This is a genomic window from Sunxiuqinia sp. sy24 (assembly GCF_052677165.1).
Genome location: NZ_JBQYLH010000005.1, coordinates 1 through 13823 on the forward strand (window position 1 = coordinate 1; position 13823 = coordinate 13823).

General features: G+C 43.3%; 8 protein-coding genes. 1 reads left to right on the forward strand and 7 read right to left on the reverse strand.

What is annotated here, in order from left to right; all coding sequences use genetic code 11:
- Positions 1-503 precede the first annotated feature (503 nt).
- Positions 504-692: a hypothetical protein gene (locus ACUNWA_RS05895; RefSeq protein ID WP_445590964.1), complete on the reverse strand. Its 189-nt coding sequence runs from the start codon at positions 690-692 to the stop codon at positions 504-506.
- Positions 693-1303: 611 nt separating this feature from the next.
- Between ACUNWA_RS05895 and ACUNWA_RS05900 the strand changes: the two genes are divergently transcribed.
- The gene (locus ACUNWA_RS05900) at positions 1304-2344 is read left to right on the forward strand and encodes a CNNM domain-containing protein (RefSeq protein WP_445590965.1); all 1041 of its coding nucleotides are present in this window, start codon (positions 1304-1306) and stop codon (positions 2342-2344) included.
- A gap of 76 nt (positions 2345-2420) precedes the next feature.
- Here the strand turns inward: ACUNWA_RS05900 and ACUNWA_RS05905 are convergent, their stop codons facing one another.
- The 6 genes from ACUNWA_RS05905 to ACUNWA_RS05930 all read right to left on the reverse strand — a co-directional run bounded on the left by ACUNWA_RS05905 (position 2421) and on the right by ACUNWA_RS05930 (position 13318).
- Positions 2421-4349, reverse strand: coding sequence for a peptide-N-glycosidase F-related protein (locus ACUNWA_RS05905; protein WP_445590966.1), 1929 nt, complete (start codon positions 4347-4349; stop codon positions 2421-2423).
- A gap of 83 nt (positions 4350-4432) precedes the next feature.
- The gene (locus ACUNWA_RS05910) at positions 4433-5932 is read right to left on the reverse strand and encodes an alpha-L-fucosidase (RefSeq protein WP_445590967.1); all 1500 of its coding nucleotides are present in this window, start codon (positions 5930-5932) and stop codon (positions 4433-4435) included.
- A 39-nt stretch (positions 5933-5971) separates the two neighbouring features.
- A complete protein-coding gene (locus tag ACUNWA_RS05915; protein ID WP_445590968.1) occupies positions 5972-6652 on the reverse strand; it encodes a TonB-dependent receptor plug domain-containing protein in 681 nt (226 codons plus the stop codon).
- A 126-nt stretch (positions 6653-6778) separates the two neighbouring features.
- A complete protein-coding gene (locus ACUNWA_RS05920; protein ID WP_445590969.1) occupies positions 6779-8620 on the reverse strand; it encodes a SusD/RagB family nutrient-binding outer membrane lipoprotein in 1842 nt (613 codons plus the stop codon).
- A gap of 20 nt (positions 8621-8640) precedes the next feature.
- Positions 8641-12018 (reverse strand): SusC/RagA family TonB-linked outer membrane protein, encoded by a 3378-nt coding sequence (locus tag ACUNWA_RS05925; RefSeq protein ID WP_445590970.1) that lies wholly within the window; start codon positions 12016-12018, stop codon positions 8641-8643.
- Between the two features lie 49 nt (positions 12019-12067).
- A complete protein-coding gene (locus ACUNWA_RS05930; RefSeq protein WP_445590971.1) occupies positions 12068-13318 on the reverse strand; it encodes an ROK family transcriptional regulator in 1251 nt (416 codons plus the stop codon).
- Positions 13319-13823 lie beyond the last annotated feature (505 nt).

A 13823-nucleotide genomic window follows, 5' to 3' on the forward strand; every position in this document is an offset into this window, starting at 1 on the left:
TTCTTGCGGCTCTTCTATTTCTTGTTCAGTATGTCTTGTGTTGAACTCCCTCGCTCCCCTACTCCGGCAAGCCGTTTTAGTAGTTCGGGGCGGCAAAGATAGAAAGCTTTTCTGGCTTCTCAAAATTTTCAAAGCCTTTTTTCTATTCTTTTTTTTATGCCCTAAACCAGCTTTTCTTATTACGAAAACATCCCCTTAAGGTTGCCTGCTGATTTAATCAATCTGTCGATGAACTTGTCGCTCTTAAAGCGGCTGCAAAGCAAGGTCTTTTTTCTGAAACCAACAAAGCTTTTTTAGCTTTTATTTTTTTTATCTCAGATTGCTCGAAACCCTTTAAGAACGCGGCTTTTAGAGATTCCGACATGTGCCGTATTTCTCTCAAAGCGGGTGCAAATATAGGGAGCTTTTTTGTTCCCGCAAGCGCTTTGGGGTTTTATTTTTGGCCTTTTCTACCAAGTCAAAACAGAACCCCTTATTAACAACCACTTAACAACAAATAAAATTCACACCAAACTTGAGCAAAAGAGACGATCGCCCCACTCGCCTCCATTTAAGACCATCCGTTCTCTCAAAATACGGGCGTTTCGAATGAATAAGGGAGAACCGACATCAACCAGACAAAGACCTTGTCTTTCCACTTCCTTTAATATATTATACAACTCCCGCGCCTCCCAAAGCTGAGTTCGGCTCATTCCTGTCTAGACCAGTTTCTGGAAAGCATAATGTTTAAAGTCCCTCTTTTTGATCAGGATTCAACTGCAGATCAACCAATAAACAACAGGCAAACACAGCACTGGTCGTAATAAGAGATAGCCACTCCACCCATCACCTCAACATGCTGGTCACACAAACAGAGGGCATCACACTCCTCTTTTCAATCACGCACAGACCTGGCTATCAAACAGAAGACCAACTCATAGGAGTCACCACTCCTTTCAATAAATCCATATATCGGGCAAATTAGTCCATGAGCATATTCTAAATAGAGTGGCAGACAATCAAATTGCGAAACGGCATTTCCCAGGAGCCTCAATCAAATATGGTATTATAATATATCGTAAGCGCTAATCGAGTATTGCGAATGAAGCATCCAACATCACCCTCCTTAAGAATTCAGCAGCGCACCCCCAAGGAGCACCCATTGACTTTCATCCTGCGAACAGTGATCCAACTTCGTATCAAGCAAATACGGAGTCCCAAATAAATCAGTCATCGCCTCGATTTATATTTGTTTTAACTTTAGCGGTTGATCCCTCACTTTCTCCACGACAATTACTATCTTTTCGAAATCAAACTTTAAATCATGGGCATGCTACTCTTTTATCTTATTTTGGCGCTAGGAATATCATTCTTGTGTTCCGTTCTGGAATCCGTCTTATTATCCGTAAACTTTTCATTTATCTACTTAAAGGAAGAAGAAGGTAGCCATACCGCCACGAATCTGAAAAAAATCAAAAATCAAATCGACCGCCCCCTGGCAGCCATCCTCACCCTAAACACTGTTGCACATACGATTGGAGCAGCCGGCGTAGGAGCTGAAGCCACCAAGCTATTTGGCGAAGCATATTTTGGAATCATCTCTGCCATCCTCACTATTCTAATACTGGTGCTTTCTGAAATCATCCCAAAAACCATTGGAGCCCAATACTGGCGCAAGCTCGCCCTCCCTTCAACCCGCATCATTCAGGGGCTAATTTTCATTACCTATCCCTTGGTTCTCCTTAGCGAATACATTACACGTGCTATTTCAAAAAAACGCCCTCAACAGTCGGTTAGCCGCGAAGAAGTTGCCATGCTGGCTTCGCTCGGGCTAGACGAAGGTATTTTCAAAGAGACTGAAAGCAAGATCATTATCAATCTTATTCGCCTTCGGGATATTAAGGTAAGAGACATCATGACCCCACGAACCGTCATGCTTGCAGCACCTGAAGCCATGACTTTAGCTGATTTCTTTGGACAGGAAAGCTTCTTCCAGTTTTCACGGATTCCGATTTACCAGGAGAGTATTGACAAAATAACCGGATACATTTTAAAGCAGGATGTTATGGAAAAGCTGGCAGCCGGAGCCACACAAGATTTGCTTGAAACTCAGAAGCGCGAAATCATCGTTTGTTATGAAAGTGTAACCGTTCCGGTTCTGTTCGAGAAATTGCTTTTCAAGAAAGAACACATTGCTTTGATTATTAACGAATACGGCGGAACGGAAGGACTGGTGACGATGGAAGATGTTATCGAAACCATTCTTGGACTGGAAATTACCGACGAGAAAGATATCCAGACCGACATGCAACAACTGGCCCGCGACCGATGGAGCAAACGAACAAAAAACATCAACATCAAATAAAAAAAACAGCTATCGCATTTATATCGATAGCTGTTTTTTTAAAGGTAATATCTCCGGTAATTACCGGAGAAGCCATTTAATCATAGCTTCTGGAAGTCTTATTTACCCGAAGTTTCAGCTTGCTTTCTCCTTCAACAAACAGCTCAACCACATAGCGTCCATCTTCAAAATCAGCAAAATCAATATCGAATGTCTTATGTTCCACCTGTTTAAATGGGATCGTCTTAACAAGATCACCATCTGCCAAAATATGAATCTCACCATCCGAAGGCTTTTCGGTATTCACCATCAATTCTGTTTTTGACTTGAACATACGTGGATGAAGGATGTACAATTCTTGCTCAACGTTTTCGTCAATACGAGGCGTTTTCGAAGTTGTAAAATCCAGCTTCTCGCCAACTCCACAGTCACTTTCAAAACGATGCAGTACCTTCCCATCCAAATCGGACAAATATAGGTAACCATAGCCTTGCTTCGGCATAAACCAAAATTCCAACCCGTTATGAGCCGTATCCTGCAAGGCCAAACGGTATTTCCCTTCGGACAAGAATAAGGTATCGGAGTATAGCATGTTTGCTTCCGATCGCTCGGGCGTGCGTTCAAACACAACTTCTTGCTGATTATTGATTACCCGAATGGTATTGTCGCCAGGCGCATTGTTGGATTTATACGTCAGCACCATCTTTTCGGGCATTTCTTTGGGAGACACAAATTGCGCCTGCCGGCTATTATCTGCATCCCACTCATCTGTTGCGCCGCCAGCCAGGCTAACCTCTACTGCAAACACATTCTCGCCAAAGTTAAAATCAATTACTCCCGGCAACACAATCACCTGTTCCTCGTAAAAACCAAGTTCTCCGATCCAGGTAAAAGTTTTAAAATCGAATCCTTCGGTTCCATAAACAATATCCAAGGCCTGCACGGGCTCACTTCCCAAATTACGCACAACAATGCGCGGCTCAAAACACGAAGGATTCAAACGATTAAGCTCAACCGATTTGTTCGGCACCAGGATTTCTTCAATGGCCACATCATGCCGACTGTTTGGCTGTTTGTATTGAAAAAGCATGCTCTGAATCGACTCATTCGCCTGCACATTCCGCTGAGCCGTGTAAGGCTCCAACTCCAAATCAAGCGTATGGCTTGTTTGGGTAATTGGAAAATCAATCAAATCGGCTTTCTGCAAATCACCCGGACACCAATAGGCACGATCAAAAATCCAGGTTCCTCCTTGAGGATAAAGCGCATTGTCGGCACATTCTTTCCACATGTCGCGACGATCAATCACCGTTCCGTCTAAGACCACTTCGCGCCAACGGCTGCAAAACTCACTACATCCCCGCGGACGATCCATTCCATGCCCGGTATGCTGAATACGCAAGCGTCCCAACTTGGCTTCGGGATGCATTTCCATCTCAATTGGAGCCAAAGACTCAGTAATTGGTTTTGTGCTATCGCCATAGGCATAATTTCCGGCAAACACCTTATCGTAACGAACCAACTCCGCTACTGGCTTTCCAATGCTGATTTCAAAATCAATTGTCAATTCCCAGCCAACCTCTTTACTCTCATAACCAGAGTGCATATACTCTACCTCAACACTATCGCGCAATAAACTGGCAAAATCAGTTACGTCAACCCGCCATTTCCATTGCCAATCCTTTTTAAAGTTACTTCCATAGGGAGTTAACATCCGGCCAATTTCCAGGTCAAGCGATTCACCATTTACACCCCCAGCACGTCGAAGGGTGATGTGATCCAGGTAATCCCAATGCGCAATGTTAATAGAATCCGGATGTCCTAAAGTAACATCCATAAATACGCGCCGAACAGGCTCTTCCGCTCCCGGAAATACAGCCCATTGCTTAAAATAGCTACTCCCACTGGGCTCACACACAATGGTCTCCTGATCGTGAGAAGTGACCACGAGTGTTTGCGGTTCGATCTTTTGCGAACAACTCGCCAAGGCAATCAATCCTACATAAAGTAAAAAGCGATAAAACATATTTTTCTGTTTTTTAGTTGATGTTAATGGTAGCTTATCAGAGCAACACAAATGCCGACTCTGCTGCTAAGAGTATTCAGTTTCTATCGAAGCTTTTCTTCCGACATCTCAAACTGCAACACCCAGGCATAATCAATTGGTGGATTTTCACGCAGTTTTTCAGGAATTTGCACTAACATTCCATTTCCTGATGTCTTCCAAGTCAAACTCTCACCATCCCCTAAAAGGCTCACGTTACTCCCTTTTTGGGGCTGAAAAGCGTGTACGTAAATTTCAGCTGGCAATTGTTTTTGTCCTTCGGCCGGCAAATATATGGCATTAATTGTATTCGAGTCCTGTTTCCGTGTAAAACAAATGTTAGCTTCTTTGTATGGTGCAATTGCACGGGTATTGTAAATCGCTTCACCATTCACGTCAATCCAGTCACCCATTTGCTCCAACAACTCATAAGCTTCGGCATGCCAGGTTCCATCCGGCCCGGGAGCAATGTTGTAAAGCAAATTACCTCCTTTGGCAACGATATCAACCAACATGTGAATGGCTTTTCGTGGGCTCATATACTGAGCATCGGGTACATACGACCAGCCGCCTCCGGCAATAATGCACGATTCCCACGGAAAGGGCAACGCTTCTTCCGGAACTTTGTTTTCCGGAGTCAGGTAGTTTTGGTTCTTGCCTTCCACCGCACGGTCAACCACAATTAAGCCGGGTTGCTTCTCGCGCGCTTTTACGACTAGCTCATCCATTTTGATATCCTGATTAACAGCAAACGATTTCAAGAATCCGGATGAGGCTCGCATTCCTTTCCGAATCAGCGAATGCTGCATCTCCTCTTTGGATGACTTGGCGACCCAGCCACCATCTAACCACAGAATATCTATCTTGCCATAGTCGGTTAGTAGTTCCATAATTTGATTGTGGGTGAAGTCTACAAACTTCTGCCATTTCTCCGGATAGGCTTCCGGATCGTAGTTAACATTGCGGTTAAAGGGAGGGAAGTAAGGATCCCAATAATGGTCCGAATGCCAGTCGGGCTTTGAAAAGTACGCTCCAGCCCATAATCCCTGGCCTCTGAAAGCATCAAAAATTTCTTTGGCAATATTAGCTTTCGGATTGGTGTGGAACGCACACGCTTCATCCGTTACTTTGTAGTCGGTGTATTTTGAATCGAACATGCAAAAGCCATCATGATGCTTGGTTGTAAAAACAACATACTTCATGCCGGCATTGCTAGCCGCTTGAGCCCATTTTTCAGGATTGAAGTCCACCGGATTAAAGGTGTTTTTCAAGCCTTCGTATTCTTCTACATACTCGTAGTAGTTTTGTGGATTACTGCCTTTCTTGCGTTCGCACCAGCCATAATCTTCCGGACAAATTGACCAGGACTCCACAATTCCCCATTGACTGTATGAGCCCCAATGCATCAATAGTCCGAACTTCAAATCCTGCCATTCCTCCAATTTTTCGTTAACCAGTGGATCATCAACGGGGTAATACTTCTGGCCCTCAAATTCGTGTACCATTTGCCCTGCCGCACTCAACACCAGTAGCAGACCACAAAGGTTTGTTAGTAGTTTTTTCATTGTAAAAATTTGTTTATTGGTCCTTTTATTGAATTACTTCTACTGTTTTGTTTTCACAACAATCACACCACCCATCCCTCTTGAGCCATAACGCGCCGAAGCCGCAGCTCCTTTAATTACGGAGATTGATTTCACCTGGGTAGGTGGTATATTCACAAAAACAGGAAACTCAACGATCGTACCGTCAACCACGAGCAAGGCAGGAGTTGCTCCACTATTTATTGTTGTTGCTCCGCGAATAATGATCGCATTGTTTCCAATACTTACTCCGGAAATGCGACCTTCTATTGCCTCTAAAATGTCGCGGTAACTACTATAGCCGGAGTCGGCTTCCAATTGCTCGATGGCATAGCTTAGCTGCTTTCCGCTTATATGCCCGTAACCGGTTGCTATCTCAAAATTCTTATCTCCTTTCCGGAAACGCAAATCCACAAACACCGAATCGCCTTCAGCAAAGTTACGAAGGTTAACGTTTTCTGAGTAAAAACCATGAGCACTTATTCGCAGTTTTTCCTTGTCATTACAACGAAGCATGAAGCAGCCGTTTTCATCAGTCAACACTTCAGTATCTAAACCTTTACAGGTAACAGTAACATTGATTAACGGGACCGTTTCAAAAGCAGTTACTTTTCCTTTTACCGCTCGCTCTTGGGCGGTTCCCAGCAACGAGAAGGCAGCAAAAAAACAAAGAATTAAAAACAAAGATTTCAGTTTCATCATGCCGTTTTATTTATACGATTGTAAAACTTGGGCTGAAGGAAAGAAAAACCGCTGAACCAAAGGAACAGCGGTTTATTCATACCCATACTAGCCCAATGAACTATCTATGGTCAATCTGTTTATTCACTAATTTTTAGGTCCTGCTCCGTAGTTCGGATTCTCTTTATCGAACCACAACCTTTCCGAGTTTAAGGTAGTAGGTTCTGGAGTTCCGGTGGTAAACCCCTGCTCCTGAACTGCAGCCATCTTGTTGTCATAGTTAATATCATCTGCGGTTGGTGTACCAACAACAAAACGACGAGGAAGGACTACATCATTGCCCGAAGCTGTAACATCTTCCCAAGCCAGGTAACTACTACCTTTTTTCGGAATTCCCGAACGACGAACAGTTGTCCAGATATCATTAGGAGTATTCATGAAGTTGATATACTGCTGGATATACACTTTCTCCAAACCATCAGTGCCCAGGTTATAAGCATCCTGAGTCAACAGGTTTGTGATCTCGTCATCCCGCAACTTAGTTGCAGCGGCTTCAGCTTCATTCTCATCAATATAAACGGGATCTCCGTTGTAATATGGCATCTGCTGATGCTCAGCAAATCGATCGGCACGCGTTACCGACAACTCAACTCCCCAATTAAAATAATCCTGTGCACTTTCTGGCAGATTCGCCCCTAATAACTTAAACTCAGCTAAATAAAGGTTCGTTTCTGCCGCGGTACCCAAAATAACATACAATGGTGGGTCATTGTCTTTCAACTCAATAATACGTCCACCCGGTTTGGTTGGGTAGGTGTAGTTATAAGTTGTACGTGTCAGCTTTTCAGAATACAAGGAAGTAGCAATATAGGTTTTAGTTTCGATCTTGTTGGTTGAACCCTGATTAAAATAGATGTCGTTTGCTGGGTCCAAAACAGCATCGGGTGACAAAGGTGCACCGTGGTAACGTACCCAAGGTTCGCCATCACCTAACCAACCGGCAAAATTACCATCGCCATCCAGATCTACTAAAGGAGCAATGTATGGAGGAAGGTCTCTGCCTGCATCGATAAAGGCCTGAACAACTTCACCATTAAAGTGGTTTTTCTCAAACGTAAAACGTAAACGTGGATCTTTATTGGCTAACAAGAAATCAACTAACTCCTTACCAGCATAACCAATCCACATGCCATTACCTGTTCCGTAATATTTAATGTCTCTTTTATAAATAAAATCGTCATTCAGTTCATTCATATAGCCAACCGAAGAACTGGCTACCTGCTCTACAATCTGAATCGCTCTGGCCCTATCTTTATTTACTAAACGAGCTGCAATGCGAAGTTTTAGCAGGTTACAGTATTTGGCCCACTTCGAATAGTCGCCGCCATAGATACGATCCTGGTTGCCCATCGCAAACTGCTCTCCGGCCGTTAAGCCGGCAATAGCCTCATCCAATTCGGACAGCCAGATATTGAACAAAGTCTCCTGACTGTCAACGACTGGCGTTAATAGTGGCGGATTAGTATACGGAGCCAAACCTGCTTCAGTATAAACCAACGATCCGGTTTGATCAGTAATGGTTAAAGCCGTTGCAATCTGAACGGGAAAGGTCAATCCACGTAAAGCCTGATAGGCTACTTGCTCTTCTTCAGGCAGGGCATCAATACGCGCTCTGATGTCCATCGTTTGTGGCATCAGTGAACCGTAAAGATTTTGACCTCCTGCAGGTCCCATTTCATTATAAGTTACACCATTTCCTCCTTGCGCACTTCCTACCTGCACCCACGGATGGATATACTGGAAGTTGCTGTAGAACCAAATTGTATAGTCGTTGCCATACATCTGCTCAATCGCTTTAGTCATTGAGTATCTCAAATCTGGCTCTGATAATGTTGAAGGGTCGGTATTAAGTTTAGCAAACTCTTCCTTATCGCACCCAATAGCGAGAATAAATATCAGAGCAAATATTAATTTATATGTTGTTTTCATATTTACCATTTTTTAGTTTTTTAGAAATCAATACTGAGTGACATAGTGTACGTCGCAGTATATGGAGTAAAGTTGCGTTCGAAGTACGAATAGTTACTTGTTGTACCCCTGAAACTTTCCGGGTTCAGATCATTTGGCATCGAGTTGTACAAGTACAGCAGGTTACGTGCATTTAACGAAACATACAGGTTTTGTGCTTTAACCTTCTGTGCTAAACGCTTGGGCAGATTGTAACCAATGGAGATATTACGCAAAGCAATGTATTTGACTTCGCTTACCCAATCCTTGTTAACAACACCACTACCCCATGAGTTGGTCAAATAAGTATAGAAACCTGCGTGGGTTGGCTCTACGTGGCCCGCATCATAAGCTTCCTGGTAGGTCATTCCACCCACATCAACTGTTGCACCACTAGGAGCCGTTACTGTTTGCCCTTCGGCGAATACACCTTCAGGAATCATACCATCATGGAATACCTGTCCTTTCGTATCGTCGTACTCACTAGTCCAGGTGATACCTCCATGTTCGGGGTCACGCCATCTTAAAGATGTTTCCATAATACCGTAGGATGTACCGTAACGGTTCGAATATGAAGCAATATGTCCACCAAAACGAGCATCCAACAATACGGACACGTTAAAGTTTTTATAGCGGAAGTTATTGTCCAAAGATCCTTCAAAGTCTGGGTTTATTTTTCCCACTTCCTGTACTTCGTAACTTCTGGTATAACCGGCTCCCCGATAGCTATCGAGCCACCTCAGTACTTTATTCCCATTTTCATCCAATAGCGGATTGATATCTGACATTAACACACCATACTCACCATCTTCGAATGCCACCGATGCAACACGATAGTTTCCATAAGCTTCAGATCCTGCCAAACGTTTGTATTCTCCCACTTCATCAATCAGGTTCGAAATCTTAGTTTCATTGTTCCAATAGTTAAAAGTGGATTTCCACTCGAAATCCCGAGTTCGAACAGGAGTAATACCAATTGATACTTCCAACCCTTTATTGGTCATGGTACCCACATTCGTCAGCATCTGGTTCAATCCTGACTCAGCAGGAAGAGGGACGGTTGAAATCTGGTTATTAATCTTTTCATTATAGTAGGCAACATCAGCACTCAAGCGGTTTTTGAATAAACGAATATCCACACCAACTTCAAAGGAGTTCTTTAACTCGGGTTTGATACTTGGATCAACCAAAGTTGTACTTTTACTATTCAGATAAGCAAAATTACCACCTTCAATTTCCCATGTTCCTGAACCATAACCATTGTTAATCGTGTAAGGTGATGTATCGTTACCCACCTGTGCCCAGGATGCTCTCAATTTACCAAAGGAGAACATGGTCGGCATGTCGAATGTTTCAGTAAAAATCCAGGAAGAACTTACTGATGGATAGAAGTAGGAAAAGTTACCTGTTCCATCGGTGTAAACCAATGCCGAAGACCAGTCATTACGGCCTGTAACATCAAGGAATAGCTGATCTTTCCAACTCCCGCTGAACAAGAAATACAATGAATTTACTTGTTGTGTCGAACCAATGCCTGCAGCCGTGTTTAAGGTTCTCTTCGAGTTACCCATAAAGAATTTTCCAGGAACTTTCAATCCACCGTCAGTCCAGGTGCGGTTATAGGAAGTTTCACGTTCCCAAAGCTCTCCTCCAATCATAAGGTTGGTTGAGAAGTCATTAAGATCCTTTTTCAGGTTAACAACCAACTTCCCGGTGCGGCTCACATCACGGTCGTGACGGATTTCATAGCTTCCACCATCATTAGCATAACCATTACCTAAATTCTTATTTTCGTAAAATGTGGTATAATGATTCATGTTACCTTCTGCCATAACCGACATCCAATCGGTAATATCAGCCGTTAAGCGAACGATTGGGCGCGTCACCTGTTCTTCCCGTACTTGCTTGTCGAGGTTATAGTCATGCCATGTTCCATTTCCGGGAACATTAGCATACAAGTCGCCATAATTGCTGTTTGGCACACCACCATGAGAGGCCTGGTAAACGTCACGTTGTTTCCATCGTTTGGTATCATACCATCCAGCCCAGCTTCCTGTGGCGTAACTCAAGGACAAGGAGTTGCCCGGATTTGTTACGAGTGAATTCGTGAATGACATGGATGCATCGGCACGTAACCAATTTGCCAAATCATACGATCCTTTAAAAAGCAACGAGTATCTTTCGAACTCATCGGTTGGGGATGTTCCTTCACGGTAGTTATAGGCATTCGAAAGATAGAAGCTTCCTTTGTCGCTGGCACCACTAAGCGCTACAGCCGTATTGGAATTTACACCAACATCATAGGCATCTTTCATGCTGTTTTTATATCCCACGTAGTTTCTCATTACCCCATCATAGTCTTCTATTGGGCGACCATCGTATTTAGGCCCCCATAAGAAACCGGCATTCGGATTTCCAATCTTGGTTACCGTTTGTACGCCATCCACCTCACGAGTATAAAACTGGGAGTAGTCAAACCGATAGTAGTTTCCATCGGCATCTTTTTCACCATACCCAATCGCACCAATCAAGTCACCAGGACCAAATTCATACTGAAGATTAGGCTGCTTGTAAACATGGTCGATACCGATGGATTGGGTTACTTTTACACCAATTCCTTTTCTGCCACGACCATCTTTTGTTTTAATAACCACCGCACCATTAATACCACGCGAACCGTAAAGAGCAGTTGCCGCGGCTCCTTTCAATACTGACACGGACTCGTAATCACTGGGATTCATGTTTTTCAGGATATTACCAAAATCGTTCGCGTTAGCAGCCCACTCACTGGCGTTGGACACGGAATTCTCAACAATAACACCATCAATAACGAAAATAGGCTGGTTGTTATTGGAATTCAATACCGAAACACCCCTAATCTGGATTTTAGCGTTTCCCACTAAACCTCCATCAGAGGCTCCAATACTTAAACCTGCGGACTTCCCCTGAAGGGCCTGAACCGGGTTTATGGTGTTCGTCTGCACAATATCGTCCCCGCTAACTTCCGTCATGGCATACCCCAGGGCTTTGGACTCTCTTTTAATACCCAAAGCCGTAACCACTACTTCGTCAATTCCAATTTGGTCGGCTTCCATCAGAACATCAATTGTCTGGCGACCATCAACATTCACTTCCACCGTGGTCATCCCCACAAAAGAAAAGTCAAGCACTGCGTCAGAAGGCACCTGAATGGTGTACTTCCCATCGATGTCTGTAATCGTACCTCTACTGGTACCTTTTTCCAGGACTGTTACTCCAGGGATCCCCTCCCCGTCTGCATCCCTTACTGTACCGCTCACACCCATTTGGGCATAAGCTTGTCCGAATAGCATGAGTGCCAAACAGACTGTACTCAAAAATGTCAAGATAAATTTTCTCATAGAACTAAGATTTAGATTAATTTGTGCAGCGAGACTGCACGTGTTAAGACTAAGTTTTTACTTGTACCGATTTATAGTTAGACTGAATTAAAGCCTGATTAAACAGATAGTTATAATACATCGCCGTAACCCCCAATAAGCCAGCCCCCTTATTCTGCTTTGAAACAATGACCTGTGCTTGTTGACTAATATTTTCGAGGCAATAGCGATTGAGTGCTTGCTGTACAGGAACTAAAACGTATTGATTAGCTTCCGCCAGATCGCCACTCAGAACAATCACTTCCGGGTTCAATAGTTGGATCAAAATGGCCAGCCCTTTTCCCATGGCCAGACCAACTTTATTTAATAGTGAAATAGCAAACTCATCACCGCGCTTAGCAGCTTTAATAATATCCTTTGGGCTAAGGGCTTGCAGGTCCTCCTGAAATAGGTGAGTTAGTTGGGAAACTTTATTTTGTCGAATTCCTTCTTTAGCCATTCGCACCAAAGCCGTTGCCGACGCAACAGTCTCCAAACACCCCCTCTTTCCACAAATACAAAGCTCTCCTCCTTCTTCCAGCTTAATATGACTAAACTCTCCTGCAAATCCGGTAGCTCCACTAAAGCACTCACCATTGAGAATCATGCCTAGCCCGAGTCCCCAACTCCAATTCACAACCAAGGCATTCTCAACATCATTGGCTTCGCCAAACATGTACTCGCCATAAGCTTGCGCCCGTGCATCATTTTCAATAAGTACATCTTTATTAAAACGAGCCATTAGCCTCGCTTCAATATTGTTGTACTCAGCATCCTTAACCGTGTAATTTATTCCCTTTTCTGAATCAACCAAGCCTGGCATGCCAACAGCAACACCAATGACATGATCAAATGCAATATGAGACTCCTCTAATAAAATCTGAGCGGCATCATAAATCTTTTCTTCCAACTCCGGGTCATTGATATCTGTTTCAACAAGGGTGACCCGAGTGACTTGCTTATGTCGTGGATTAAATACGGTCACTTTCGAATGGAAACGCCCCATTTCACAAGCAATGACAAAAATTGTATTTTCGACTAATCCATACAGCGCTGGCTTACGACCACCATTCGATTCTCCTAAACCATAAAACTTCACATAGCCCTCCTGAATAAGTTCATCAATCAAGCTTCGCATGGTGGGATTGCTAACTCCCACCGAATGACTTAAGTCTGCAGCAGACATGATATCTGCACCGTAAAGCATCTTGAGAACCTCTTTCTTTAGCCGGTATTTTTTCAACTCAGTTCCAAGAAATTCAGTTATATTAGATTTTTTCAAGAGAACCATCTTGTCTAGTGATTTTTCATTATCGAGAAGCAAGTTCCGTAGATTTATCCATATACGCACAATACTTTTGCTTTTTTTTTTCAAAGTATGCTCTACAATATATTTTACTCTTCTTCAGCACACTGGCAAACATTCCTCCAACTAAGACTAAGCTAAGGCAACACCGCAATAAAAAGAATACCTATAATACCTCTAAAGTCGCCGAAAACACTGAACGAACGGAAAAGAAAAAGGAAACAAATCAATTGCAGTTAGACCGCCAAGCTAAAAGCAGTTAGATTTAGCTGAAACAAAATCCATGTTTGCCTAATTGGGAAAAAGGTTTAAAAACATGAATACATCGACGCAACAGAAAGCTAAAACACTATAAATGAAAACCAAGCAAGCTACAAAATGATAAAAAAGCGACACCTCGACACAGACTTTTCTCTATAAAAGCATTCGACGGGGCTAAGCTCACTGCCGAAAATAAAACTGATGCGTACAAAAAAGGAGG